Source organism: Pseudooceanicola sediminis, assembly GCF_003575965.1.
GTDB lineage: Bacteria > Pseudomonadota > Alphaproteobacteria > Rhodobacterales > Rhodobacteraceae > Pseudooceanicola > Pseudooceanicola sediminis.
The window spans coordinates 198,180-222,940 of sequence record NZ_QWJJ01000008.1 but is presented as its reverse complement, the minus strand read 5'-3'; the positions used below and the strand labels follow the sequence as shown (position 1 = coordinate 222,940).

At 63.8% G+C, this 24,761-nt stretch carries 22 protein-coding genes; 12 read left to right on the top strand and 10 right to left on the bottom strand.

What is annotated here, in order from left to right:
• A partial coding sequence (locus DL237_RS11200) for a pseudouridine synthase (RefSeq protein ID WP_233544957.1) occupies positions 1 to 1,101 on the bottom strand: 1,101 nt, incomplete at its 3' end.
• 77 nt (positions 1,102 to 1,178) lie between these two features.
• Here DL237_RS11200 and DL237_RS11195 point away from each other — a divergent pair.
• Entirely contained in the window at positions 1,179 to 1,628 is a 450-nt protein-coding gene (locus DL237_RS11195) for a nucleoside deaminase (RefSeq protein WP_119399146.1), read from the top strand.
• A gap of 341 nt (positions 1,629 to 1,969) precedes the next feature.
• Here DL237_RS11195 and DL237_RS11190 read toward each other — a convergent pair whose 3' ends face one another.
• A complete protein-coding gene (locus DL237_RS11190; RefSeq protein ID WP_119399145.1) occupies positions 1,970 to 2,986 on the bottom strand; it encodes a ribose-phosphate pyrophosphokinase in 1,017 nt (338 codons plus the stop codon).
• A gap of 106 nt (positions 2,987 to 3,092) precedes the next feature.
• Between DL237_RS11190 and DL237_RS11185 the strand changes: the two genes are divergently transcribed.
• On the top strand, positions 3,093 to 3,695 hold the full coding sequence (locus DL237_RS11185; RefSeq protein ID WP_119399144.1) for a 2-hydroxychromene-2-carboxylate isomerase: 603 nt from the start codon (positions 3,093 to 3,095) through the stop codon (positions 3,693 to 3,695).
• Positions 3,695 to 4,525: an alpha/beta fold hydrolase gene (locus tag DL237_RS11180; protein ID WP_233544956.1), complete on the top strand. Its 831-nt coding sequence runs from the start codon at positions 3,695 to 3,697 to the stop codon at positions 4,523 to 4,525. Before DL237_RS11185 ends, DL237_RS11180 begins: the two co-directional genes overlap by 1 nt.
• A gap of 103 nt (positions 4,526 to 4,628) precedes the next feature.
• On the opposite strand, the gene DL237_RS11175 is transcribed toward DL237_RS11180, so the two are convergent.
• The 4 genes from DL237_RS11175 to glyA are packed head-to-tail and all read right to left on the bottom strand — an operon-like array spanning position 4,629 to position 8,438.
• Positions 4,629 to 5,675 carry a threonine aldolase family protein gene (locus tag DL237_RS11175; protein WP_119399143.1) on the bottom strand — a complete coding sequence of 349 codons (1,047 nt, stop codon included), beginning with the start codon at positions 5,673 to 5,675 and terminating at the stop codon, positions 4,629 to 4,631.
• Positions 5,675 to 6,172 (bottom strand): YcgN family cysteine cluster protein, encoded by a 498-nt coding sequence (locus DL237_RS11170; RefSeq protein ID WP_119399142.1) that lies wholly within the window; start codon positions 6,170 to 6,172, stop codon positions 5,675 to 5,677. Before DL237_RS11170 ends, DL237_RS11175 begins: the two co-directional genes overlap by 1 nt.
• Positions 6,169 to 7,107, bottom strand: coding sequence for a bifunctional riboflavin kinase/FAD synthetase (locus DL237_RS11165; protein ID WP_119399141.1), 939 nt, complete (start codon positions 7,105 to 7,107; stop codon positions 6,169 to 6,171). The genes DL237_RS11170 and DL237_RS11165 overlap by 4 nt, the downstream gene beginning before the upstream one ends.
• 47 nt (positions 7,108 to 7,154) lie before the next feature.
• Positions 7,155 to 8,438 (bottom strand): serine hydroxymethyltransferase, encoded by a 1,284-nt coding sequence (gene glyA, locus DL237_RS11160; RefSeq protein ID WP_119399140.1) that lies wholly within the window; start codon positions 8,436 to 8,438, stop codon positions 7,155 to 7,157.
• 211 nt (positions 8,439 to 8,649) lie between these two features.
• Here glyA and DL237_RS11155 point away from each other — a divergent pair, with 211 nt between their 5' ends.
• Positions 8,650 to 9,414, top strand: a complete 765-nt coding sequence (locus tag DL237_RS11155; RefSeq protein WP_119399139.1) for an NAD kinase — start codon at positions 8,650 to 8,652, stop codon at positions 9,412 to 9,414.
• A 155-nt stretch (positions 9,415 to 9,569) separates the two neighbouring features.
• A complete protein-coding gene (locus tag DL237_RS11150; protein ID WP_119399138.1) occupies positions 9,570 to 9,767 on the top strand; it encodes a CsbD family protein in 198 nt (65 codons plus the stop codon).
• Positions 9,768 to 9,827: 60 nt separating this feature from the next.
• On the opposite strand, the gene DL237_RS11145 is transcribed toward DL237_RS11150, so the two are convergent.
• On the bottom strand, positions 9,828 to 11,732 hold the full coding sequence (locus DL237_RS11145; protein WP_119399137.1) for a propionyl-CoA synthetase: 1,905 nt from the start codon (positions 11,730 to 11,732) through the stop codon (positions 9,828 to 9,830).
• Positions 11,733 to 12,012: 280 nt separating this feature from the next.
• Positions 12,013 to 14,295 (bottom strand): NADP-dependent malic enzyme, encoded by a 2,283-nt coding sequence (locus tag DL237_RS11140; RefSeq protein WP_119399136.1) that lies wholly within the window; start codon positions 14,293 to 14,295, stop codon positions 12,013 to 12,015.
• Between the two features lie 287 nt (positions 14,296 to 14,582).
• Here DL237_RS11140 and DL237_RS11135 point away from each other — a divergent pair, with 287 nt between their 5' ends.
• Genes DL237_RS11135 through upp form a run of 5 tightly spaced genes read left to right on the top strand, consistent with a single transcriptional unit; the run spans position 14,583 to position 19,182 of the window.
• Positions 14,583 to 14,975: a cytidine deaminase gene (locus DL237_RS11135; RefSeq protein WP_158585623.1), complete on the top strand. Its 393-nt coding sequence runs from the start codon at positions 14,583 to 14,585 to the stop codon at positions 14,973 to 14,975.
• A 1-nt stretch (position 14,976) separates the two neighbouring features.
• Complete coding sequence (locus DL237_RS11130; RefSeq protein WP_119399134.1) at positions 14,977 to 16,287, top strand: thymidine phosphorylase; 1,311 nt, start codon at positions 14,977 to 14,979, stop codon at positions 16,285 to 16,287.
• Complete coding sequence (locus tag DL237_RS11125; protein WP_119399133.1) at positions 16,284 to 17,486, top strand: phosphopentomutase; 1,203 nt, start codon at positions 16,284 to 16,286, stop codon at positions 17,484 to 17,486. The genes DL237_RS11130 and DL237_RS11125 overlap by 4 nt, the downstream gene beginning before the upstream one ends.
• Positions 17,483 to 18,538, top strand: a complete 1,056-nt coding sequence (locus tag DL237_RS11120) for an adenosine deaminase (RefSeq protein ID WP_119399132.1) — start codon at positions 17,483 to 17,485, stop codon at positions 18,536 to 18,538. The genes DL237_RS11125 and DL237_RS11120 overlap by 4 nt, the downstream gene beginning before the upstream one ends.
• A complete protein-coding gene (gene upp, locus DL237_RS11115; protein ID WP_119399131.1) occupies positions 18,535 to 19,182 on the top strand; it encodes a uracil phosphoribosyltransferase in 648 nt (215 codons plus the stop codon). Before DL237_RS11120 ends, upp begins: the two co-directional genes overlap by 4 nt.
• A gap of 83 nt (positions 19,183 to 19,265) precedes the next feature.
• Here upp and DL237_RS11110 read toward each other — a convergent pair whose 3' ends face one another.
• On the bottom strand, positions 19,266 to 20,309 hold the full coding sequence (locus tag DL237_RS11110) for a hypothetical protein (protein ID WP_119399130.1): 1,044 nt from the start codon (positions 20,307 to 20,309) through the stop codon (positions 19,266 to 19,268).
• Between the two features lie 1,127 nt (positions 20,310 to 21,436).
• On the opposite strand from DL237_RS11110, the gene DL237_RS11105 reads away from it, so the two are divergent.
• Positions 21,437 to 22,186, top strand: a complete 750-nt coding sequence (locus DL237_RS11105) for a Hint domain-containing protein (RefSeq protein ID WP_158585622.1) — start codon at positions 21,437 to 21,439, stop codon at positions 22,184 to 22,186.
• Positions 22,187 to 22,545: 359 nt separating this feature from the next.
• Here DL237_RS11105 and DL237_RS11100 read toward each other — a convergent pair whose 3' ends face one another.
• Positions 22,546 to 23,754, bottom strand: a complete 1,209-nt coding sequence (locus DL237_RS11100; RefSeq protein ID WP_158585621.1) for a multidrug effflux MFS transporter — start codon at positions 23,752 to 23,754, stop codon at positions 22,546 to 22,548.
• 136 nt (positions 23,755 to 23,890) lie between these two features.
• Between DL237_RS11100 and DL237_RS11095 the strand changes: the two genes are divergently transcribed.
• Positions 23,891 to 24,670, top strand: coding sequence for a TetR/AcrR family transcriptional regulator (locus tag DL237_RS11095; protein ID WP_119399127.1), 780 nt, complete (start codon positions 23,891 to 23,893; stop codon positions 24,668 to 24,670).
• The last annotated feature ends 91 nt before the right edge of the window (positions 24,671 to 24,761 follow it).

The following is a 24,761-nucleotide window of genomic DNA, read 5'->3' as shown; positions in this document are numbered from 1 at the left end:
CGACCGCGCACCGGGCTTGCCCGGCGACCGCGCACCTGGCTTGCCCGCCGCGCCACCCGCAGCCTTCGGCCCGCCCCGGCCGCCGGTGCGGCCACGCCCGCCAAAGGTCTCTTCCGTGATGTCCGACCCGACGCCGGACGGCTTGCTCTTGCGCACCAGCCGCTTGCGCGGGGCAGGGGTGGTGTCCTCTTCCTCCGGCTCCAGCCCCAGCTGGTCGCGCATCACCCGGCGCTTGACCTCTTCCACGGCCCCCGCCTTCAGGGTGCCCAGCTGAAAGGGGCCATAGCTGACCCGGATCAGCCGGTTCACCACCAGGCCGATGTTTTCCATGGCCCGGCGGATCTCGCGGTTCTTGCCCTCGCGCAGCGCCACCGTCAGCCAGGCATTCGCCCCCTGCTGGCGATCCACCGACACGATCATCGGCTGGAATTCCTCGCGGTCCACCACGATGCCCTCGCGCAGGGGTGCCAGCATCTCGTCCGTCGGCGCGCCCTTGACCCGCACCCGATAGCGCCGCAACCAGCCGGTCGAGGGCAGCTCCAGCTGGCGCTTGATGCCGCCGTCGTTGGTCAGCAACAGCAACCCTTCCGAATTCAGGTCAAGCCGCCCGACCGACAGAACCCGTGGCATGTCCTCGGGCAGGGTGTCGAAAATCGTCGCTCGGCCCTGTTCGTCCTTTGTCGTGGTCACCAGCCCGGTGGGCTTGTGATACAGCCACAACCGCGCCGGTTCGGCCGCGGCAATGGGGCGGCCGTCAACCGTGATGCGGGCGCCCCCGGTGATGTTCAGGGCGGGGCTGTCGATCACCTTGCCGTTCACCGCGACACGGCCCTCGGCGATCATCTTCTCCGCGTCGCGCCGACTGGCGACACCGGCGCGTGACAGCACCTTGGCGATGCGGTCACCGGGCCGCCCGGCGGCGTCGGCACCTGTTCCGGCAGAGGCCCCGGTCCCGAGAGTCGCCCCGGCCGTCCTTCCGGCGGATCTCTCCGGCACGCCCTCCGCGCCGGTATCGGGCGGCAAGGCGTCAGCCTGCCCCGGGGCGCGGGGATCGGCAGAGGCGGCGGGGCGGTCGGGGCGGGGCGTGGGCTTGCGTGTCATGACCCGGCTCTAGCGCGGATCACGCCGTCAAGGAAGGATCATCTTGCAAGCGCGGGGTCAACACGGCACCAAGGGGCATGACATTCACCTCCCATATGCAGATCGCGCTGGACGAGGCCCGCGCCGCCGCCGCCCGGGGCGAGGTGCCGGTCGGCGCGGTGCTGCTCGATCCCGCCGGGCGCATCGTCGCGCGCGACGGCAACCGCACACGCGAACTCAGCGATCCGACGGCCCATGCCGAGGTGCTGGTGATCCGCGCCGCCTGCGCCGCGCGGCACAGCGAACGCCTGACCGGGCACGTGCTCTACGTCACGCTCGAACCTTGTCCGGCCTGCGCCGCGGTCATCTCCGCCGCCCGCATCGCACGGCTCTGCTACGGCGCTGCGGATCCAAAGTCGGGCGGCATCGCCCAGGGGCCGCGGATCTTCTCGCATCCCCAGTGCCATCATGTGCCCGACGTCTACGACGGCATTGCCGCGCGTGAGGCGGAAACCCTGCTGCGCGATTTCTTCGCCGCCCGCCGCTGACGCTTCAGCCCAATCTCGGCTCTCCCCGCCGACCCGTTTCGCAAACCCGGCGCGCCCCCAAGCCATCCCGCCGCCCGCAGGCTCGCTCATCTGGCCGGAAATACCCCGGGGGAAGGCGCTTGCGCCGGGGGCGGAGCCCCTCTTGCCGCCCGTGCAGACCCACGCACCGCCCGATCGGTGCCGTCACATCTCCGCCGCGAAGAACCGTTCGCAAACCGCCTTGATACCGTTCAGATACCGACGTTCGAAAACAGCGATATCAATGACTTGGATGGCAAAAGGGCGCGGGTACCGACATTCCGGTCCCCGCGCCCTCGAAACGCTCTGAAATCGGCTCCGGCTCAGCCGCGGAAATACCCTTCGTAGATCGGCTCCAGCGTCCCGGTCTCGAACAGCGAACTGACCGAGGTGCCGTTCCAGATGTTCAGGATTGCCTGGGCGAACATCGGCGCGGTCGGCAGGATGCGGATCTTGTCGCAGGCCTTCACCGGATCGGTGGCGGCGATGGAATCCGTGATCACCAGGTTCTTCATGACCGAGTTTGAGATCCGCTCGACCGCCGGACCCGACAGAACCCCGTGCGAGATATAGGAATGCACCTCGGTTGCGCCGTAATCCATCAGCAATTCCGCGGCCTTGCACAGCGTGCCCGCGGTGTCGCAGATGTCATCGACGATGATGCAGATCTTGTCCTTCACCTCGCCGATGACGGTCATCTCGGCAATCTCGCCGGGCTTTTCCCGCCGCTTGTCGACGATGCTCAGCGGGACGTTGATCCGCTTGGCCAGCTCTCGGGCGCGGGCCACGCCGCCGACGTCGGGCGACACGACCATGACATCCTGCAAGCGGTCCTTGAACTGCTCCATGATATCCAGCGCAAAGATCGGGCTGGCATAGAGGTTGTCGACGGGAATGTCGAAAAACCCTTGAATCTGAGCAGCATGCAGGTCCAGCGTCAGCACGCGCTCGACCCCCGCCTCGACCAGCATGTTGGCCACCAGCTTGGCGGTGATGGGGGTGCGCGCCTTGGTGCGGCGATCCTGACGGGCATAGCCGAAATAGGGGATCACGGCGGTGATGCGCGCCGCCGACGACCGGCGCAGCGCGTCGGTCATGATCAGCAATTCCATCAGGTTGTCGTTGGCCGGGTTCGAGGTGCTCTGGATGATGAACATGTCCTCGCCGCGCACGTTTTCAAACACTTCGACGAAGATCTCGCCGTCGTTGAACCGCTCGACCCGGGCCTTGACCAGGTCCACGCTCATCCCGCGGTGCATCGACATCCGCCGCGCAATGGATGTGGCCAATGGCATATTTGAGTTGCCCGCAATCAACTTGGGCTCGATGATATTAGGCATGGACTGGTCTCCGGAGGGCGGCGCGATGACAGATTCGTGACGTTGAACCCCGCTTAGCACCCCGTTACGGTCTTGCCAAACAACCTGCGTCCGGAAGGCTGGGAAAATGACCAAGCATATCGACTACTACTTCACCACCATCTCTCCCTTCACCTATCTTGCCGGTGACCGGCTGGAACAGGTGGCAGCACGGCATGGGGCCACGATTTCCTACAAACCCGTTGATCTCACGACGATTTTCAACCGCACCGGGGGCCTCGCGCTGTCGGAACGGCCGATCGCCCGTCAGGAATACCGCCTGCAAGAGCTGCGCCGCGCCATGGTGAAATCCGGTTTGCAACTGACCTTGCATCCGGCGTTTTTCCCCACCAACCCTGCGCCATCCTGCTATGCAATCATCGCCGCGCAGGCGGCCGGGGGCGGGGACGTCGGCCTGCTCAGCCGGCTTTTCCTGGCCGCCTGCTGGCGCGAGGATCGCAATGTCGCCGATGACGAGGTGATCCGCGATTGCCTGTCGCGCGCCGGGTTCGACCCCGAACTGGCCAACAGCGGCCTTCTCAGCGGGGCCGAAACCTTTGCCCGCAACACCGAAGAGGCGCTGAACGCCGGGGTCTTCGGCGCACCGTTCTATGTCGTCGACGGAACGGAGCGGTTCTGGGGACATGACCGCCTGTCCGACCTCGAGGCGTTTCTCGACGGTAAACTGTGATGTTGCACTCGATCTTCGGCGGTCACGAAACGGCCTGGCAGGCATGGGGAGAGGAGGCTGGCGCAGACCGCCGCCTGTTGATGATCCACTGTTCGCTGGCCCATTCGGGGGCATGGCGTGGGGTGGCGACCCGCCTGTTGCCCAAGGTGGAAAGCCGCGCCTTCGACCTGCCCGGGCATGGCAAAAGCGGTGCCTGGCATCCCGATGTTTCGTATCAGGAACAGAGTGTTGAGATGGCTTCGGGCCTGATCCGCAATTGGGGCGGCGGTCCGGTTGATATTCTGGGGCATTCCTTCGGTGCCACCGCCGCGTTGCGTCTGGCGGTGGAACAGCCCGGACTGGTCCGCTCGCTCTCGCTCTACGAACCGGTGTTCTTTACCGCCGGTTTTCGGGCCTTCCCCGAACTGAAGGCGCAGCACGATCGCGACATGGCCCCCTTTGCCGATGCGATGGCGGCAGGCGACAACGAAGGCGCCGCCCGCGCCTTCATGAGGCTCTGGGGCGACGGCCGTGAATGGGATCGCCTGCCTCAATCTCAACGCGAAGGCTTTGCTGCGCGCATTCCGTTGATCGATGCCATCCGGGAAACCAACTATGGCGATCCGGCCGGGATGCTGTCGCGGGGGCGGCTATCGGCCCTGACATGTCCGGTTCTCTTGATGGAGGGGGCGGACAGTCCCATCTATGCCGCGCGGATCAACGACGCCTTGCAGACCCAGATGCCCGCAGCCGAACGTGTGGTGATCGCCGGGGCCGCCCACATGGGCCCTGTCACCCACGCCGGGGCCGTCGGTGATGCCGTGCGTTCCTTCATGATGCAGGACGCCTGACGGCCTGGAAAGCTAAGCCTCTGGGAATGCTGCGCGGCTAGAGAGATGCGCCACCGGGAAAAGCGCGGCTGCTTTTCCCGGTGGCTGCGGATTGGGGCCGGCGCTATCCGGCGGCGATTTCCAGAAACCGCGTTATCTCGGCCTCGGGCAGGGACCAGTCGCAGACCAGACGGGCGGTCAGCAGTTCGTCTTCATCCGCCCCGTCCAGGTCACCGGATGTCAGGTAATACCGCGCACCGGCCTGCATGAGGCGCTTGTGGGCAGCACGGGGCAGGTTGGCAAAGACGATATTCGCCTGGGGGTCGTGCAGAAAGCTGGTCCCGGGAATCTTGCGCAACCCGTCCGCCAGAAGGGCCATGCGCGCGTTCGACCGTTTCGCCAGGTCGAGCCAGAGGCCACCTTCGAGGTAGGCCAGCATCTGTGCCGACAGGTAGCGGTGCTTGGAAAACAGGTGCGCGCCCCGCTTGCGGCGCAGCTCGAATTCCCAAGCCTTTGCCGGGTCAAAGAAAATCACTGCCTCAACGCCGACGCAGCCATTCTTTGTGCCACCAAAGCTGACCACATCGACACCCGCCTTCCAGGTCATCTCTGCCGGGGTGCAGCCGAGCGCCACCAGCGCATTGGCAAAGCGCGCGCCATCCAGATGCGTCGGCTGGCCCAGATCGGCGGCAATGGCCGACAGCGCGGCGATTTCGTCACAGGTATAGATGCGCCCTTTTTCCGTGGCCTGCGTGATCGATAACGGACCAGGCTGGGCAGAGTGCACGGCGATGCGGGCGTCGTGCCCCATGGCCGCGCGCAGCGCCGCCGGCGTCATCTTGTCACTGTCCCCCACCAGGGTCAGCTTGGCGCCACCCATGTAGAATTCGGGGGAATTGCACTCGTCCTCATTGATATGCGCCACGGGGCTGCAAAAGACGGTTTGCCAGGGTTGGCAATAGGTTGCGAGTGAAAGGGAATTTGCGGCGGTGCCGGTCGCCACCAGATATATCGCAGCCTCGGGGGCCTCGAAAATCGTGCGCAGACGGTCGCGGACCTGATCCATGATCGTGTCTTTGCCATAGGGCATCTGGTAGCCGGTGTTTGCGTGTACCAGCGCCTCGGCGATGGAGGGGTGGGCCGGTCCGGCGTTGTCGGAGGCAAAAAACATTAGGTCGGTTCCTCGATGATGTAGTCCTCCCAGTCCTCCTCGTCGATTTCGAACTCCGGCACCGTGATGTCCTGCGCGGAGACACCTGCCGCATGCACGCTGTCGGGATCGCCGGAAATCAGCGGATGCCAGTGAAACAGCGGGCGCCCCTCGTGCAGCAGGCGATAGGCACAGGTCTCCGGCATCCAGTAGAGGTGGCTCTCAAGGTTCTTGGCCGAGAGCGAGATGCATTCAGGCACGAACTGGTGCCGTATCGGATATTGCGAACACAGGCACGAATGCCCGTCCAGCAGGCGGCAGGCGACGCGGGTCAGGGCGACCTCGCCGGTCTCTTCGTCTTCCAGCTTGTTCAGGCAGCACTTGCCGCAACCGTCGCACAGTGCTTCCCATTCCTTCTGGGTCATGCGGTTCAGCGACACATTTTCCCAGAACCGCGGGCGCAGGCCGCTGCGATCGATCGGGTCCGTGCGGGGCGAAGGCGTGCGAGGGTTGCTCATAAGGGCTCCAGGATCTGCCGTGCGCGGGTGCAATCGGCATCCATCTGGGCAATCAACCCTTCCAGACCGTCGAATTTCATTTCAGGCCGCAGGTAGTCGACCAGTGCCACCGACAGCTCGCTGCCATAAAGATCGCCACGGAAATCGAACAGGAAGGTTTCCAGGTTGGGCACCTTGCCATCGAACATAGGGCGCATCCCAAGCGAGGCTGCCCCCTTGTAGCTGCCCTTGTTCGGCCCCGTCAGCACGTCGACCAGCACCGCATAGACACCGTAGCAGGGCTTGTGCAGCCCGCGCAGTGACATGTTCGCCGTCGGATAGCCAAGGTCACGACCACGCTGATCGCCCCGAATGACCGTTCCTTCGATCCGATGCCAGTGGCCAAGCATGGCGGCGGCATCACGTGGGCGTCCTTCTGCCAGGGCGGCGCGGATCGCTGTCGAGGAAACCTCCTCGGATTCGTTTTCCAGCAACGGCACGACCTGCACGTCAAAGCCGAAGGTCTTGCCAAAGGCGATCAGATCCTCGACGTCGCCCTCGCGGCCCTTGCCGAAATGAAAGTCGGCCCCGACGACGATCTTTCGCAGGCCCAGCCCTGCGCGCAGCACCCCATCGGCAAAGGCTTCGGGCGTGAGATTGGCGAGAGAGGGGGTAAAGTTCAGCTCATACAGCACGTCAACGCCCAGCTTTTCCAGCCGATGCGCGCGCGCCGTCGAATTGGTCAGCCGGAAGTCGGGCGAGTCGGGGGCAAACAACTGTCGCGGATGCGGCTCGAACGTGACGACACCAAGGGGGGCACCCATGCGGGTTGCCTCGGCCCGGGCGAGGTCGATCACGGAGCGGTGGCCCAGGTGCACGCCATCGAAGTTTCCGATGGCAGCGACGGCGCCGCGGTCGCGGTCCGTGACGAATTGATGGTCTCTGACGATGCGCATGGGCGCTTGCGTAGCGCCCATGCGAGAGAGAGGCAAGAGCCGCCGTTTCAGAGTTCGGGATAGAGCGGAAAGCGCGCGCAGAGCGCCGCAACTTCGCCTGCCACCTTGGCCTCGACGTCACCGTTGGCATCGGCGCCATTGGCGGCCAGACCATCGACGACCTCGACGATCCAATCCGCAATCTGGCGGAATTCGTCCTCGCCAAACCCGCGCGTCGTCCCGGCGGGGGTGCCGAGGCGCACGCCCGAGGTCACGGTCGGTTTTTCCGGGTCAAACGGAATGCCGTTCTTGTTGCAGGTGATATGCGCCCGCTCCAGCGCCTTTTCAGTCTCGTTGCCCTTGACGCCCTTGGGGCGCAGGTCAACCAGCATGACGTGGGTGTCGGTGCCGCCGGTGACGATATCGAGCCCGCCCTTCATCAGCTGATCAGCCAGTGCGACGGCATTGGCGCGGACCTGCTTTTGATAGGTCTTGAACTCGGGGCGCAGCGCCTCGCCAAAGGCAACGGCCTTGCCGGCGATGACGTGCATCAGCGGGCCGCCCTGGATACCGGGGAAAATGGCCGAGTTGACCTTTTTCGCGATCGCTTCGTCATTCGTCAGGATCATCCCGCCACGGGGACCACGCAGCGTCTTGTGGGTGGTGGTGGTGACGACATCGGCATGGGGAAAGGGGCTGGGGTGCTCGCCCGCCGCGACCAGACCGGCAAAGTGCGCCATGTCGACCATCAGGTAGGCACCAACACTGTCTGCAATCTGGCGCATTTTCGCGAAATCCACCTGACGGGGAATGGCCGAGCCGCCAGCGATGATCATCTTGGGTTTGTGCTCGGTCGCCAGTTCCTGAACCTGATCATAGTCGATCAGGCTGTCCTGCTTGCGCACCCCGTACTGGATGGCGTTGAACCACTTGCCCGACTGGTTCGGTTTGGCACCGTGGGTCAGGTGGCCACCCGCATCCAGGCTCATGCCCAGGATGGTGTCGCCGGGTTGCAGCAGGGCGGTAAAGACACCCTGGTTGGCCTGGCTACCCGAATTCGGCTGCACGTTGACAAAGCCGCAGCCGAACAGCTGCTTGGCACGCTCGATCGCCAGATCCTCGGCAATGTCGACGAACTGGCAGCCGCCGTAATAGCGACGGCCCGGGTAACCTTCGGCATATTTGTTCGTCATGACAGAGCCTTGCGCCTCCATCACGGCGCGGCTGACGATGTTTTCGGAGGCAATCAGTTCGATCTCGTCACGCTGACGGCCAAGCTCCTTGCGGATGGCGCCAAAAATTTCCGGATCGCGGGCTTCGAGGGTGTCTGTGAAAAAGCCGGTATCGGTCATGGGGTAACTCCATCAACTGCTGTTGAGCGGGTACCTACAATGACAGTGCCCCCTGAGGAAGTGTCCAAATCGTCATGATCAATATGAAAAGCGGCAGGGCTGGCACCTTTCCCCGAGTTGTGGTTGTTTCGGAACCGAATGACGGCTTTCGGAAACGCGCGACGCGCTCCGGGCCTTTGGTTTCAGGGTTCGCAAGCGAGGCAGCCACCCGATGAGCATCAAGCTTGCTTTTACCGCCAGTCGCGGCCCTTCGGCGCAGGCGGCACGTAAAAGCCTGACAGCACGGTTCGGGTCGGTTCCCGAAAGCGAAGCGGACGTGATCGTCGCCCTCGGGGGCGACGGATTCATGTTGGCGACGCTGCACCGCACCACGAACCTGCGCGCACCGGTTTACGGGATGAACCGCGGCACCGTCGGTTTTCTGATGAACGACTATTCCGAGGAGGATCTGATCGAGCGTCTGACCGCCGCCGAGGAAGAGGTGATCAATCCGCTTGAGATGCGTGCCACCCGGGCGGACGGCAAGGTGCAGACCGCGTTGGCGATCAACGAGGTGTCGCTGTTGCGCGCCGGGCCGCAGGCGGCCAAGTTGCGCATCACGGTCGACGGGCGCGTGCGACTGGATGATCTGGTTTGCGACGGTGCCCTGATCGCGACGCCCGCAGGCTCGACCGCGTACAATTATTCGGCGCATGGGCCGATCCTGCCGATCGGGTCCGACGTGCTGGCGCTGACGGCGATTGCGCCGTTCCGGCCAAGGCGGTGGCGCGGGGCTCTGTTGCGCAAGACTGCCGTGATCCGCTTTGACGTGCTGGAGCCGGAAAAGCGCCCGGTGATGGCAGACGCCGACAGCCGCAGATCGGTGACAAATGTCCTTTCGGTTGAGGTCAGCTCGGCCTCCGACGTGCGTCACAACATCCTTTTCGATCCCGGTCACGGGTTGGAAGAACGCCTGATCCAGGAGCAATTTGTCTGACGCTCCGGGTGCCCGGAACAGGGCTGCTGCGGGTGCGCGATGCTCGGCAAAAGACCGCCTGCGACACGCTGCCTTTCGGAACCCCGAAGCGGGTTGTCACGTTTTCTCTCTGACGGATGCATGGACATCCGGTAGCTCAGATGGAGGATAAACTCATGAACTGGGATCGCATTGAAGGTAACTGGAAACAATTCAAAGGCACTGCTCAGGAAAACTGGGGCAAGCTGACGAATGACGACGTGGATGTCGTCGCGGGCAAGCGTGAACAGCTTGTCGGCAAGATCCAGGAGCGCTACGGCATCGAAAAAGACGAAGCCGAGCGTCAGGTTGACGAATTCGTCGCAAAGTACTGATACTGATCGCATTGTTGAGAAAGGGCGGCCCGGAAAGGCCGCCCTTTTTGCGTGACGGGCTCAGGCGGGATGGGCCTGTCTGGCATACCCGATGCCTTGCAGGGCCGTGCGAATTTCATCCAGCACTGCTGGGTCGTCGATGGTGGCTGGCAACTTGAAGTCCTGCGCATCCGCGATCTTGACCATGGTGGCGCGCAGGATCTTGCCCGATCGTGTCTTGGGCAGGCGATCGACGACCACGGCCAGCTTGAAGGCGGCGACCGGCCCGATCCTGTCACGCACCATTTCGACGCATTCCCGCGCGATCTCTGCATGCGGGCGGTTCACCCCCTTGGACAGGCACACAAATCCGACAGGCAACTGACCCTTCAGTGGATCGGCGACCCCAATGACGGCCGTTTCGGCCACGTCGGGGTGGCTTGCCAGGATCTCCTCCATCGCGCCGGTCGACAGGCGATGCCCGGCAACGTTGATCACGTCGTCGGTGCGCGCCATGATGTAGACATAGCCATCTTCATCAATCATCCCTGCATCGCCGGTTTCATAGTAGCCGGGAAAATGCGTCAGATAGCTGGTGCGGAACCGGCCCTCTGCCTGCCAGAGTGTCGGCAGCGTGCCAGGGGGCAGGGGCAGCTTGATGGCGATCGCACCAAGTTCGCCCGCAGGCACCGGCTGGCCGGCGTCGTCCAGCACCTGAATATCATATCCGGGCATCGGGACAGATGGCGAGCCGAGCTTGATCGGCAGTGCCTCGATACCCATCGGGTTGGCGGCGACAGGCCAGCCGGTTTCGGTTTGCCACCAGTGGTCGATCACCGGTTTGCCGAGTTTTTCCTGTGCCCAGATCAGCGTGTCGGGATCGGCGCGTTCCCCGGCAAGGAAGACATTCTTGAGGCAGCTCAGATCGTACCTGCCGACATGGGTGCCCTCGAGGTCTTCGCGTTTGACCGCACGAAAAGCGGTTGGTGCCGTGAAAAAGCTTTTGACCTTATGCTCGGAAATCACCCGCCAGAACGTGCCGGCGTCCGGGGTGCCAATGGGCTTGCCCTCGAACACGATGGTGGTGTTCCCGTGTACGAGGGGACCATAGCAGATGTAGCTGTGACCGACGACCCAGCCGACATCCGACGCGGCCCAAAAGACGTCTCCCGGATCCACGTCGTAGACATTCTGCATTGACCATTCCAACGCGACCAGATGACCGGCGGTGGCACGAACCACGCCCTTTGGTTGCCCTGTCGTACCGGACGTATAGAGGATGTAGGCGGGGTGGTTTCCCTCGACGGGCAGGCAATCCGCCGGTTGAATGCCATACTGAAATCCGTGCCAGTTCACATCCCGGCCCGGGGTAAGCTGGGCAACCTCTTGTTCGCGTTGGTAAATGACGCAGAAATCGGGTGTGTGCTCGGCCAGATCGATTGCGCCGTCCAGCAGGGGTTTGTAATGCACCGTTCGCCCCGGCTCCAACCCGCAGGACGCGGCGATGATTGCCTTGGGCTGGCAGTCGTCGATCCGCACGGCCAGTTCGTTTGCGGCAAAGCCCCCAAAGACCACCGAATGGACCGCACCGATGCGCGCGCAGGCCAGCATTGCCTCGATCGCTTCGGGGATCATCGGCATGTAGATGATCACGCGGTCACCTTTTTCGACACCCTTGGCGCGCAGAGCACCGGCGAGCGTGGCCACACGGTTGCGCAGCTCGACGAACGAAATTTCGTGTTTTGTATGCGTGATCGGGCTGTCGTAGATGATCGCTGTCTGTTCGCCGCGGCCATTTTCGACATGACGGTCGACTGCGTTCCAGCAGGCGTTGACCATCCCGTCCGAATACCACTCGTAAAGGGGCGCATTGTCGTCGAACAGCGCCCTGGTTGGCTTGCGGTCCCAGTCGATGGCTTCGGCAGCCTGCATCCAGAATGCCTCCGGATCCGCTGCCCAGGCGGCATAGACGTCTTTGTAACCCATAAGATCCTCCTCCTTGACCTTGGCAACTTATGGTTGCCTCGGGTTCCTAATGAGGTACGGGAGCGAGTGGCCTCAGAGCAAGAATTGAATGGACTAAAGCGCCATCCACAGGTGAAAAATCTGTTTGTCAGGCGTCAATTGGCCTGCAAAACTTTGCAAAGTTTCCGATTATTTCCAGAAGAGACTGTGCCGGCGGCAACTTTGCAAAGTCTGCAAAGACATGTCTGCAACACAGGTTTTGGCGGGGCGCTGCACCAAATCGGTGTCGCGCCCCGTCTGATCAGCCGTAATGCGCGACCGGGGTTCCGGCGATGGCAGCCATGTTCAGCAGCCCCCGCGCCGTGGTCGACGCCGAAACGATATGGGCACAATTGCGCATCCCCATCAGGATCGGTCCGACCTCCAGTCCGCCCCCCTTGGTCTTGAGGATGTTGCGCACGCCCGAGGCGGTGTCGGCATGGCCGAAGACCAGCGCATTCGCGGCCCCCTCCAGGCGCGATTCCGGGAACACTTCCTCGCGGAGTCTGGCGTCGAGCGCGGTGTCGACATTCATCTCGCCCTCGTACATGAAATCGCGCGGCTCGGAGTCGAGGATTTCCATGGCAAGACGCATACGCATCGCGCTTTCGGTATCCTGATTGCCAAACTGCGAACGGCTGCACAATGCGATCTTGGGCAGCAGGCCGAACCGCTTGACGTGGCGAGCAGCCCCGATTGCGGCCGCAGCAATCTGCCCAGGTGTGGGATCGGGGTTGATATGCGTGTCTGTCAGGAAGAGCGGACCGTCTTCGAGGATCATCATCGACAGCGCGCCGGTCGGCTGGCGTGCGCCGCCGCCCAGAACCTGCGTGACATAGTTCAGGTGCCAGCGATATTCGCCGAACATGCCGCAGATCAGGCTATCGGCCTCTTCGCGGTGCACCATGATCGCGCCGATGGCGGTGGTGTTGGTGCGCATGATGGCGCGCGCAACCTCGGGCGTGACGCCACGACGGGCCATCAACTTGTGATAGGTCATCCAGTAGTCGCGATAGCGCGGATCGTTTTCCGGGTTCACCACATGGAAATCGACACCTGGCTTGATCTTGAGCCCGGCGCGGTTGCATCGGGATTCAATGACCTCGGGGCGGCCGATCAGGATGGGCTGTTCTGTGGTTTCCTCCAGAATGGCCTGTGCCGCGCGCAGCACGCGTTCATCCTCGCCCTCGGCAAAGACGATGCGTCGCGAGGCGGTCTGCGCGGCCTCGAACACGGGGCGCATCAGCATGGCCGACTTGAAGACCGACGAATTCAGCTTGGCCTTGTACGCGGCAAGGTCGTCGATCGGACGCGTGGCAACTCCGCTTTCCATCGCAGCCTTGGCCACGGCAGAGGAGACGATACCTGACAAGCGTGGGTCAAAGGGTTTGGGGATCAGATAGTCGGTGCCGAAGGTCAACCGTTCGCCCTGATAGGCGGCCGCGGCCTCGGCGCTGGTCGTGGCGCGGGCGAGGGCGGCGATCCCCTCGATGCAGGCGATCTGCATTTCGTCGTTGATCTCGGTCGCGCCGACATCGAGCGCACCGCGAAAGATGAACGGAAAGCACAGCACGTTGTTAACCTGGTTCGGGAAATCGCTGCGTCCGGTGGCAATGATCGCATCGGGGGCAACAGCGCGTGCCAGGTCCGGCATGATTTCCGGTGTAGGGTTGGCCAGGGCAAAGATGATCGGCTGTTTTTTTGTCATGCGTCCGACCTGTTCAGCCGTCAGCACTCCGGGGCCGGACAGGCCAAGGAACAGATCCGCGCCATCAATCACTTCGTCCAGCGTGCGCAGGTCGCTGGCCTGCGCAAAGGCGGCCTTGTGCGGATTCATGTCTTCGTTGCGACCCTCGTGGACCAGACCGTGAATATCACAGAGCCAGATGTTCTCGCGTTTGACGCCCAGCTTGACCAGCATGTTCAGACAGGCGATTCCGGCCGCGCCGCCACCGGTGGACACGATCTTGATGTCTTCGAAATTCTTGTTGGCAACGCGCAATGCGTTTGTCGCGGCGGCACCGACGACAATGGCGGTGCCGTGCTGATCGTCATGAAAGACAGGGATGTTCATCCGCTCGCGGCAGATCTTTTCCACGATGAAACAATCGGGTGCCTTGATGTCTTCGAGGTTGATCGCACCGAAGGTGGGCCCGAGGGCGCAGACGATATCAGCCAGCTTTTCTGGGTCGCTCTCGTCAAGCTCGATGTCAAAGCAATCAATGCCGGCGAACTTCTTGAAGAGGACGGCCTTGCCCTCCATCACCGGTTTGGAGGCAAGCGCACCAATATTGCCAAGACCCAGTACCGCCGTGCCATTGGACACCACTGCAACCAGGTTCCCCCGCGCGGTATAGCGCGATGCGGCAGAGGGGTCGGCCTTGATTTCAAGACAGGCCTCGGCGACGCCGGGCGAGTAGGCCAGGCTCAGGTCGCGACCATTGGCCAGCGGCTTGGTCGCGCGGACCTCAAGTTTACCGGGTTTCGGGAATTCATGATAGGCCAGCGCTGCATCGCGAAGCGTGGTCTTGTCTGTGTCGGACATGAGCGGCCTCATCCTCTTTGGAAGTAGTTTAGCGCTAAACCAAATTACCATCAGGGGGAACCCCCGAGCGGTGTGATATTATGGCCGCGCCAACTATTCATAAGGCCGGTTAAGGATCTCTGAAAGGCATTCCCGCGGCGCGTGTGATCGGGTGGGGCGCAAAGCGCAAAGGGGGTGTCGGGTTAGCCCTTGCAAAGTGGTTCGCAGGCTTAAACACTGCGCCGGAAACGGTCGGCGCTGCGGTGCCGAACCAAGTGCCGACTGACCCAAAGATGAGGACCCACAAGATGGACCTGCTGCAAGCCGCCACCGCCGTGCGTGAAAATGCCTATGCCCCCTATTCCAAGTTCAAGGTAGGCGCGGCCATCCGATCGGCCTCTGGTGTGATCTATTCGGGCTGCAACGTCGAAAACGTCGCCTATCCGGAAGGTACCTGTGCCGAGGCAGGGGCGATCGCGGCCATGGTGGCGGCGGGAGAGACGGAATTGACCGAAGTCTACGTGATTGCGGATAGTCCCGCGCCGGTTCCCCCCTGTGGCGGGTGCCGTCAGAAACTGGTCGAATTCGGCAAGCCCGAGGTGCGGGTGACGATGTGCACGACGGATGGCAAGACGCTGGAGATGACGCTGGACGAGATCCTGCCGGGGCGGTTTGTGGCGGATCACATGGCCAACACCTGAGATGGACGCGCGACGGATTATCGGGGCGCTGCGCGACGGGCGCGCGCCGGGCAAGGCGGATCTGACGTGGTTCGCCCAGGGGCTATCGGACGGAACGGTAACGGATGCCCAGGCCGGGGCCTTTGCCATGGCCGTGCTGCTGAAGGGCATCGGAGAAGAGGGGCGGGTGGCCCTGACCCTTGCGATGCGCGACAGCGGGCGGGTGCTGAACTGGGATCTGCCCGGGCCGGTACTGGACAAGCATTCGACCGGCGGAGTGGGGGATTGCGTCAGCCTGGTGCTGGCGCCCGCCCTGGCGGCCTGTGGCGCCTATGTGCCTATGATCTCTGGGCGTGGGCTGGGGCATACCGGCGGCACCCTGGACAAGATGGAGGCCATTCCCGGCGTGTCCACCCAGGTGACGGAAGGGGCCTTTCGCCAGTTGGTGACGCAGGCGGGCTGCGCCATCGTGTCGGCCAGCGGTGATATCGCACCGGCGGATCGCCGTTTGTACGCGATCCGCGATGTGACGGCGACAGTGGAGAGCCTTGACCTGATTACCGCCTCGATCCTTTCCAAGAAACTGGCGGCGGGGCTTGAGGGGTTGGTGCTGGACGTCAAATGCGGCTCAGGTGCCTTCATGAAATCACAGCACGACGCTGCTGCGCTGGCGCGGGCACTGGTGTCGACTGCCAATGCCGCAGGCTGTCCGACCGAGGCCGTCTTGTCGGATATGAGCCAGCCTCTCGCATCCTCGCTTGGCAATGCGCTGGAGGTGGCGGCGTCCATGCGTGTGCTATGCGGACAGGAACGGGGGCGTCTGGCAGAGCTGAGCATCGCGCTCGGGGCCGGGCTGCTGCTGCAGGGAGGCTTGGTGAGCGATATCGAGGCCGGAGCGGAGGCGATGGAAAATGCGTTGACCAGCGGACGCGCAGCCGAGCATTTCGGGCGCATGGTCGCGCTGATGGGCGGGCCTGTGCGGTTTACCGATGATTGGCAACGGTTCCTGCCCGAGGCGACGGTGATCCGCGAGGTCGTTTCAGACCGTTCCGGGGTGATCGCGGCGATTGACGGAGAGGCGCTTGGCCTTGCCGTGGTTGACCTGGGGGGCGGGCGCAAGGTCGAGGCCGATGTGATCGACCCGGCCGTCGGGCTGACGGATGTGTTGCGTCTTGGCCAGCGGGTCGAGGCGGGGCAGGCGATTGCACGGGTTCATGCCGCGCGCGAAGGTGGTGCGGATGCTGCCGTCGCGGCCGTTCAGGCTGCGGTGACGATACGAGACGTGGCAGAGGCGAAGCCGGGTTCGCTGATTCTGGAAAGGATCACCGGATGAGCCGGGCCTTTTTGGTGGTCATGGATTCCGTCGGGATCGGCGGTGCGCCGGACGCGGCGGATTTCTTTAACGGTGACCGTCCCGATGCCGGGGCGAATACGCTGGCCCATATCGCGCAGGCTTGTACCGAGGGGCGCGCCGAGGTGGGGCGCAGCGGCCCGCTGCATCTGCCGAACCTTTGCGCGCTTGGGCTGTGGGCGGCGGTCGAACTCGCCTCGGGGGAAACTGCCCTGGGGGGCGTGCCAGGCGGGCTGTGGGGCGCCGCGAGCGAGACCAGCCCGGGCAAGGACACGCCGACCGGCCACTGGGAGCTGGCGGGCGTGCCCGTGCCCTGGGATTGGCATTATTTTCCAGAGACAACGCCAGCGTTCCCCGACGATCTGGTGGCCGAAGTGTGCCGCCTGGCAGGCACAGAAGGCATCCTGGGCAATGTCCACGCCAGCGGGACCGAGATCATCGCCCGCCTTGGCGCAGAGCATGTCGCAACCGGTTGGCCGATCTGCTATACCTCGGCCGACAGCGTGTTCCAGATTGCGGCGCACGAGGACAGTTTCGGCAATGACCGCCTGCAAAAGCTGGCCAGGGATCTTTCCCCCATGTTGCACGCAATGAAGGTGGGCCGTGTCATCACGCGCCCCTTCGTGGGCGATGCAGGGTCGTTTGCCCGGACGGCCAACCGGCGCGACTATGCGATGGCGCTTCCCAGCCCGTCGCTTTGCGATTGGGTGCAGGCTGCGGGCGGCAGCGTGCACGGGGTCGGCAAGATCGGTGACATCTTCTCGATGCAGGGGATCGACGATGTGGTCAAGGGCGACGACGCCGCGCTGATGGACCAGCTGGATCGCCTTGTTGAGGAGGCCGAGGAAGGCTCTCTCACCTTTGCCAATTTCGTGGAATTCGACAGCCTCTATGGACATCGGCGCGATATTTCGGGATATGCCCGCGCGTTGGAATGGTTCGACGCGCGGATCGGCACGGTGATCGGACGCCTGAAAAAGGGCGACATGTTGCTGCTTACGGCAGACCATGGAAATGATCCCAGCTGGTTCGGCAACGATCATACGCGGGAACGTGTGCCGGTGCTGATTGCCGGGCTCGGGGCAGGGGCACTTGGCCTCTGCCAGTTTAGTGATATTGCGGCCACCGTTGCGCGCCATCTGGGCGTGGCGGCGCAGGGGCCGGGAAGGAGCCTGATATGAGAGACCGGGACAGGGAGCGCGGCAGGGAGCGTGCCAGGGAGCGTGATGTCGATCTGAGTTTTGACCTGGCCACCCTGCCAAAGCTGGAGCTGCACCTGCACCACGAAGGTGCGGCGCCACCCGCGTTCATCAGGCGCCTAGCGCAGGAAAAACGTATCGACCTCGGCAAGGTTTTCGACGCGCAAGGGCACTATGCCTACAGTGATTTCGTTGATTTCCTGAGGGTTTACGAAGCCGCGACCGAGGTGCTGAACACCCCCGAGGATTATGCGCGCCTGACCACCGCCGTGCTGGAGCAATCGGCAGAGTCGGGCGTGATCTATTCCGAGACCTTCCTGTCGCCGGATTTTTGTGGTGGCAGCGACGTTGGGGCGTGGAAGGAATATCTGCATGCGATCCGCGAGGCCGCCGATGCGGCTGAACGCGACATGGGCATCGTGCTGCGTGGCGTGATCACCTGCATTCGCCACTTCGGCCCCGAAAAGGCCCGCGCCAGCGCGGCTTGTGCCGCCGAGACGGCAGGCGACTGGATCGTCGGATTTGGCATCGCGGGGGATGAGGCCAAGGGCAAGCCCAAGGATTTCAGCTATGCCTTTGACATGGCACGCGAAGCCGGGCTGCACCTGACGGCACACGCGGGCGAATGGGGGGGGCCGCAGTCGATCCGCGACGCGATCAGCGACCTGGGTGTCAGCCGCATTGGCCATGGCGTGCGCGCGATCGAGGATCTGGCCCTGGTCGACCAACTGGCGGAGTCCGGCGTGGTTCTGGAGGTTTGCCCCGGTTCGAACGTGGCGCTAAAGCTGTATCCCGATTTCACCCGCCACCCGATCCAGATGCTGCGCGAACGTGGCGTGAAGGTAACCGTTTCGACCGACGACCCGCCCTTCTTTCACACGACGATGACCCGCGAATACGAGGCATTGCGCCTGGCCTTCGGCTGGGACAGGGGGGTCTTTGCCGAGATCGCCCGCACCGCATTGGATGCCGCATTCTGCGATGCAGCCACCAAAGAGAAACTGGCCAAGCGCCTTGAGGAGACCCCGGCATGAGCGATAGCCCCGAGACCGAACACCTGACCGTCGTCACGCACCCGATGGTGCAGCACAAGCTGACGCTGATGCGCGAGGAAGAGACCTCGACCGCGAAATTTCGTCAATTGCTGCGTGAAATCAGCCAGTTGCTGGCCTATGAGATTACGCGCAACATGGAAATGACCACACGTCGCATCAAGACCCCGATGGAGGAGATGGATGCGCCTGTGCTGGATGGCAAGAAGCTCGCTCTGATCTCGATCCTGCGGGCGGGTAACGGGCTGCTGGATGGCATCCTGGAGTTGGTGCCCGCGGCGCGGGTCGGCTTTGTCGGGCTGTACCGGGACGAAGAAACCCTGCAACCGGTGCAATACTATTTCAAGGTGCCCGACGGCCTGGGTGACCGGCTGGTGATCGCCGTCGACCCGATGCTGGCGACAGGCAATTCATCCGTGGCGGCGATTGATCTGCTGAAGAAGGCGGGCGCGACGAACATCCGTTTCCTGTGTCTTCTGGCCGCCCCCGAGGGTGTGGCGCGGATGAAGGAGGCTCATCCGGATGTGCCGATCGTGACGGCGTCTCTCGACAGTCACCTGAACGATATGGGGTATATTGTCCCGGGCCTGGGGGATGCTGGCGACCGGATGTTCGGCACCAAGTGACACGGCGACACACCTGGCGAAACAGACGGCCCGCACCGATGGTTGCGGGCCGTTTTCCTTTTCAGGACAGTGGTTTGTCGGTGCTAGTTGCCGCAGATACCCTGAAGGCGCAGCCAGTCTGAATCGCGCAGGACGGGGGCCGGGGCCCCGTTGGGAAAGGGGTCTGCCTCTATCAGTTTCAGCATGTCGGTCGCGCGCGTGCTCTGCACGCCGAGGCCATGCGCCGCAGCATAGGGACGGGTCTGGATCCCTGCCGCGGTGAAGCCGCTGATCAGTGTATCGTCTGACAGCTTTGCCGGGGCGGCGTTGATCAATGTCCGGGCGTGGGCGCGCAGGATGTCGTCCGAAATCTCGCCCGTGGTCAGCAGGCGCAGGACGGCGGCCGTGCCCGCCTCGTCCAGCAGCCGGGCAATCGGATCGCGGGCAGCAGCGCGCAGGCGTTCTGCCACGATGTAACCGGCGGTGACCTCGGGGTCTTCGAAATCCTCGACCATGGCACGGTTCAGCAGCACGATACCGCCGGGCAGATGCGCGGTTTCCGGCACGCCGCTGCGCACGACGAACAGTTGCGGCAGGGCTCCGTTGGACCCGCGCAGGCGTTCTGCCAGCCGTTGCAAGGCAATGTCACCGCCAGCCGCGCCGCAGGGGGCGCCGGTCAGCGTCTGAACCTTGCTGAACAGCTTGGCGCCGATCTCGTCCCTCTTGACCTGGGGCAGCACGGCAAGGGCCTGACGTTCCAGCGCGCCGGGCAGCCAGAGATAGCCGAACCCCGCGATCACCGCGACAAATACCAGCACCATCCACAGCCGCAGGCGGCCCTTGCGCGGGCGCCGGCGTTCGATCGTACTGCGCAGCTTTTCCAGCGCTTCGATCATCTCGGCTTCGTCAGCGCCCAGTTCCAAGGTTTCGCCGGGATCGCCATCCGGGTGGTAGAGGGCGGGCATCTCGCCGGGATTGGCCCGGGCGAGGGCCGCAATCGACCAATGTGTCAGCGGACGATCCTGAAGGTCTGCGATCATCAGCGTCGCCTCGCCGATCGAAACGATGACGTCCCGGCGCTGCGCATCCGGGGCCTCGCGCCACAGGGCGGCGGCCTCCAACCGCTGATACTTCTCCAAGGCTGTCATTCAGGTCTGCTCTTCCGGATCGTTCTGCGGGGGCTCTGTCAGGGACATCTACCAGCCTTCTGATTGCCCAGAAGAATAGCACGGGGTTTGTCGGGGCCGCAATCGCGCGCGCAAAGACGGAGAAGGCAAGTCCCGTTTACTCGGCGTTAATGCGCGCTCTGGCAGATCAGGCCGAGGCAGGCGTGGCTCGGGCGCGGGGTGTGGTCGGGCGTGACGGGTGCAATTTGCAAGGAGACGGCTCTTGGAACAGGTTTTGACGATTGGCGTGTCGGGGCTGGTATGTGGCGCCGTGATGCTGCGATGGGGTTATCCGCACCGCAAGCTGCGCCCGGCGGCGCGGCTGCGTTGGCGTGTGCGAACGCGCGTCCGCTGAGGTTGGGCAGGGTGCCGGCAAAGCAGGCACTGGCTGCCGCCGGCCCTGGTGGGGGGGGCGAAGTGGCCCGCCAGATGTAGCGCCGAAGCTGGATCATGGCTGTTCGCGATGTCGTCGGCCGACGGGTAGCTGTTTGGAAAGGTCACCTCGGTATGGCGCAGGTTGCACACCCTAGGGGGTGAGAGATCGGTGCCAAAGGAAATTCTGCGCGATACGACCTCTTCGGACAGGGCTGCTGTGGCATGTCGCAGGACGACCATCGTGCATGAGGGGACCACGAAAGCGCCTGAGGGTGCGCGATGCTTTGAGCGCGAGCGCACGGTGTATCGACTGAAGGCGATTCGATGTGCAAAAGGATGCGCAATGGGGCGCTGACCGAGTTGCACTGAAATGACGTCGACCGACGCTTTGCCGCGTCACAAGCGATGTCGCGTGATGCGGTTCAGCCCTGTTCTTGTCGATTTTCCGTCCCTCTGCGATCCGTTCGACATGGCCGGCTTGGCGCGTTTAGGCGTTTCCTCGCCTGTAATCGCGATTATTCGACGCTACCTGCTCTCAATACCCTCCTGTCCGGTGTCTGTCCCTCGACAGGCGCAATTGATAATGCGAAAATCTGATCAACTGCTTAACAGGGTGTTTCCTGCCCTGTGCCGCGGTCGGCTGGCTGGGTGTTCAGACGGTCTTTGTTGGGGGGTGTGATCTAGGTTTTCCCGCGATGCGACCCCTGTGGGCGCGCCAGACTGGACTGACGAAGATGTTTGACATCAGCTTGCGCAAGGCGCTGCAACGTCGTGAGGCCGAGGCCAGGGACGGCGCGAAGACGCCGCTCTCCGCGTATGAAAACGAAATCCGGTTCCGCGACCGCGAAAGCGCCATGTCCGGCATGTTGGCCGGCACCCGCGTGGCGACGGCCGTGGGATGGCAAAAGATCGAGAAACTGCGCGTCGGTGGTGTGGTTCTGACGCTGGACAACGGCCTGCAACCGTTGCGGGGCATTACCTGCATCGCACTGGACGACAGCAGGGACGATGCGACCACCAGGATCATGGCGCTTCATGTGCCCGGCGGCGCAATAGGCAACCGCGAAGACCTGACATTGCTGCCCCGTCAGGGGGTGCTGATCGAAAGCGACGTTGCGGAAAAGGCATTGGGCGATCCGCTGGTGCTGTTGCGCGCAGAAACCCTTGGGGGGCTGAGTGCCACCTCACGCCGTCCGATGGCGGGTGAACGGGCCTCCTATGTCCTTGCTTTCGATGAAGATGAACTGGTGTTCGCAAGCACCGGCGCATTGTGCATCTGCCCGGCGGGGGGCGACGTGCTGAACCGAAGGTTCGCGCCGCCGACCCGGTCGCCTGGTCCTTATACGGTCCTCTGCCAAGAGACCGCTGGCGATCTGATCGCCGAAATCCTGTGGGAACTGGATGTCAAATGGGCTGGTCTGGTTGCCCGCCGCCGCCAACAGACCGGCCGGGTGCAACCGCGCGGTTCCAGCCCGATCTGCTGATCCGGCGGCGGTCAGCGCCATTGCCCGGCACAGGACGCCTTGATCGGTTTCTGAGAGTTTCCGACGCGAGATGGGTTAATGCGCCGTGCGCCGCGTCGGTTCGGGGTGTCCCGGCTCGCTATCCCCGGCGGGCGGATTCAACTGGTAAACAAGGCCCCAAGCACGAAATCACGACGTCGGTATCCTGACGGTATCTTGCCGGTTTCCGAGCGGTGCGCGAACCTGCATTTTCCGACTGGTTAACGCACCGGACGCAGGATGCCATGTGCGCGAGGGCAGGCTCCAACGGGCAGGTCTCGGCAAAAGGGCCGGAGTGCTGGTCGCGCCCCGGCCCGGTTGAAGCTCTGTTCGCGCTTGTCTCAGGACGAGGCGGGCAGGGGCTGAACGCCGGCTTCGTCGGAAAACGTGGTCAGCGCCAGCACCAGCGCCCCGACGGTGGCCGCGGTGATCACGATCACCAGCGCCATCGCGGTGCCATCCGTCAGCAGCCCCACTGCCAGCGCCCCCAGGGCGCCACAGCCGAATCCGCAGGCCCCCATCAGGGCCGAGGCGGTGCCCGCCAGCTTGCCTTGGCGGTCCAGCGCCAGCAGCGAACAGGTCGGCATCACCAGGCCCAGGCTGCCGACGAAGAAGAAGCACAGCACCAGGAACGCGGGCAGCGTCAACCCGCCCAGCACCAGCAGCAGCGTCATCAGAACCGTGACCGCGGCGCGAAAGGTCATGGCGCGACGGGCCAGCACCACCGCGCCGTAGCGGGCGATCAGCTTGTGGGCGAAACGCGCCGTCAACGTCAGACCAAGGGCGTTGACGGCAAAGGCTGCCGAAAACTCCAGCGGGGTCAGGCCATAATAGCCGATCAGCACCACCGAGGCCGAGGATAGATAGGCGAAGAAGCCGCCCTGTGTCAGGGCCATGCCCCCGGCATAGGGAATGAACTCCCGGTTCACCAGCAGGCGGCCGTAGTTGCGCAGGGCGTGGCGCGGATTGCTCTGGGCGCGGGCCTCGGGCGAGCGTGGCTCGGGCATGAAACGCCAGACGATGAAAAACACCAGCGCCGACAGAAGGGCGAGGGCATAGAAGATCCACTGCCACGGCCCGAAGGTCAGCAGTGTGCCACCGATGATGGGCGACACCACCGGGGCCAGCCCCAGCACGATCACCACCATCGACATCATCCGCGCCGCCATGTGGCCGCTGAACTTGTCGCGCACCGAGGACATGGCGATGACCATGCCGATGGAGCCGCCGATACCCTGCATCAGGCGCCACAGCATCAGTTGGTGTACCGACCCGGCAAAGATGCAGCCGATGGAGGAGAGGAAGAACATGGCAAGCCCGAAATAGACCACGGGTTTGCGCCCCGTGCGGTCCGACAGGGGCCCCAGCACCAGCTGCCCGCCGCAAAAGCCGATGAAGAAGGCCATGACCGACAATTCGATCTCGCCTTCGGCGGCGCCCAGGTCGGCGGCCATCTTGGGCATGGCGGCAAGGTACATATCCATCGCGAAGGGCCCGAGCGCGGCAATGGCGCCAAGGCAGATTGCAAGGATGCGTGTTTCACGATCCATGAAGTGCTCCTGAAAAAAACGTGACAGCGTCCATTGCATGATGAACGCATGTGTTGTGACTTAAGAAACACTTGCGTTTCCTATAGTCAAGATTATTCTGCGTCGCAGCGCGACAAGCCGCCATGCAAGAACAGGGATGCAGCAGATGACCGGGCCGGACGCAGAAAAGGATACCCCTGGTGCGGGCAATGGTCAGGGCGGCGGCACGGCCCCTCTCCCCGGCACCGGCGCGCCAGGGCTCGACCTGCGCAGCCCCGCACCCTGCTGCGCACCCGGCCCGCGCGAGGTCCGCACCGGCCGCCCGCTCGCCCTCAGCCCCGAGGCCCGGCGCAGGGCGCTGGTGCATGCGGCGGGGCAGGTATTCCGACGCGACGGTTTCGCGCGCGCCACGATGGAAAAGATCGCGGCCGAGGCGGGAATGTCGAAACGCACCCTCTACCGGATCTTTCCCGACAAGCGTGCGGCGTTCGAGGCCCTGCTGGGCGAACAGGACCACATGACCCCGCTGTCGGCCTATGCCTATCGCCCGGGCGACGACCCGCGCGAGGAATTGCACCGCTCGCTGTTTTCCATGGTGCGCTATATCCTGTCGCCGCGGCGATTGACCCTGACCCGTCTGGTGATCGCCGATTCCCACCAGCACCCCGAACTGTCAGAGAGCTTTCATCGCCTCGAAGTCGCGGCAATGGTCGCCCAGAGCATGGAACGCTTTCAGCGCCTGCGCAGCGACGGAGCCATCACGGCAGAGCAGCCGGTGGACCTGTCACGCCTGATGATCGGCGCGATCATCGGCTTTCGCCAGGTCGCGGCAATGTCGATTCACCCGACACCCGAGCAGGACGAAGAAGAGCTCTCCGCCCGCGTCTCCCAGGTGATCGAGATCTTCGCTCCTGCCCTCGGCCTGCCGCCACGCTGACCCGGGGGCGACCGGCTCTCCGTCATGCGTGCACCCCCGCATCCGGCTCTCCATCATCTGGCCGGAAATACCCCCGGGGGGCCGCAGGCGG

What these genes read in the sequence shown, in the direction of transcription:
- DL237_RS11180 (WP_233544956.1), top strand. Translation starts at nt 3,695, where the DNA reads ATGTTGCACTCGATCTTCGGCGGTCACGAAACGGCCTGGCAGGCATGG.
- DL237_RS11130 (WP_119399134.1), top strand. Translation starts at nt 14,977, where the DNA reads ATGGACGCGCGACGGATTATCGGGGCGCTGCGCGACGGGCGCGCGCCG.
- DL237_RS11150 (WP_119399138.1), top strand. Translation starts at nt 9,570, where the DNA reads ATGAACTGGGATCGCATTGAAGGTAACTGGAAACAATTCAAAGGCACT.
- DL237_RS11095 (WP_119399127.1), top strand. Translation starts at nt 23,891, where the DNA reads ATGCAGCAGATGACCGGGCCGGACGCAGAAAAGGATACCCCTGGTGCG.
- DL237_RS11145 (WP_119399137.1), bottom strand. Translation starts at nt 11,732, where the DNA reads ATGGGTTACAAAGACGTCTATGCCGCCTGGGCAGCGGATCCGGAGGCA.
- DL237_RS11100 (WP_158585621.1), bottom strand. Translation starts at nt 23,754, where the DNA reads ATGGATCGTGAAACACGCATCCTTGCAATCTGCCTTGGCGCCATTGCC.
- DL237_RS11165 (WP_119399141.1), bottom strand. Translation starts at nt 7,107, where the DNA reads ATGCGCATCGTCAGAGACCATCAATTCGTCACGGACCGCGACCGCGGC.
- DL237_RS11195 (WP_119399146.1), top strand. Translation starts at nt 1,179, where the DNA reads ATGACATTCACCTCCCATATGCAGATCGCGCTGGACGAGGCCCGCGCC.
- DL237_RS11110 (WP_119399130.1), bottom strand. Translation starts at nt 20,309, where the DNA reads ATGACAGCCTTGGAGAAGTATCAGCGGTTGGAGGCCGCCGCCCTGTGG.
- DL237_RS11155 (WP_119399139.1), top strand. Translation starts at nt 8,650, where the DNA reads ATGAGCATCAAGCTTGCTTTTACCGCCAGTCGCGGCCCTTCGGCGCAG.
- DL237_RS11190 (WP_119399145.1), bottom strand. Translation starts at nt 2,986, where the DNA reads ATGCCTAATATCATCGAGCCCAAGTTGATTGCGGGCAACTCAAATATG.
- DL237_RS11140 (WP_119399136.1), bottom strand. Translation starts at nt 14,295, where the DNA reads ATGTCCGACACAGACAAGACCACGCTTCGCGATGCAGCGCTGGCCTAT.
- DL237_RS11170 (WP_119399142.1), bottom strand. Translation starts at nt 6,172, where the DNA reads ATGAGCAACCCTCGCACGCCTTCGCCCCGCACGGACCCGATCGATCGC.
- DL237_RS11135 (WP_158585623.1), top strand. Translation starts at nt 14,583, where the DNA reads ATGGACCTGCTGCAAGCCGCCACCGCCGTGCGTGAAAATGCCTATGCC.
- DL237_RS11105 (WP_158585622.1), top strand. Translation starts at nt 21,437, where the DNA reads ATGTTTGACATCAGCTTGCGCAAGGCGCTGCAACGTCGTGAGGCCGAG.
- DL237_RS11120 (WP_119399132.1), top strand. Translation starts at nt 17,483, where the DNA reads ATGAGAGACCGGGACAGGGAGCGCGGCAGGGAGCGTGCCAGGGAGCGT.
- DL237_RS11175 (WP_119399143.1), bottom strand. Translation starts at nt 5,675, where the DNA reads ATGTTTTTTGCCTCCGACAACGCCGGACCGGCCCACCCCTCCATCGCC.
- DL237_RS11125 (WP_119399133.1), top strand. Translation starts at nt 16,284, where the DNA reads ATGAGCCGGGCCTTTTTGGTGGTCATGGATTCCGTCGGGATCGGCGGT.
- upp (WP_119399131.1), top strand. Translation starts at nt 18,535, where the DNA reads ATGAGCGATAGCCCCGAGACCGAACACCTGACCGTCGTCACGCACCCG.
- DL237_RS11185 (WP_119399144.1), top strand. Translation starts at nt 3,093, where the DNA reads ATGACCAAGCATATCGACTACTACTTCACCACCATCTCTCCCTTCACC.
- glyA (WP_119399140.1), bottom strand. Translation starts at nt 8,438, where the DNA reads ATGACCGATACCGGCTTTTTCACAGACACCCTCGAAGCCCGCGATCCG.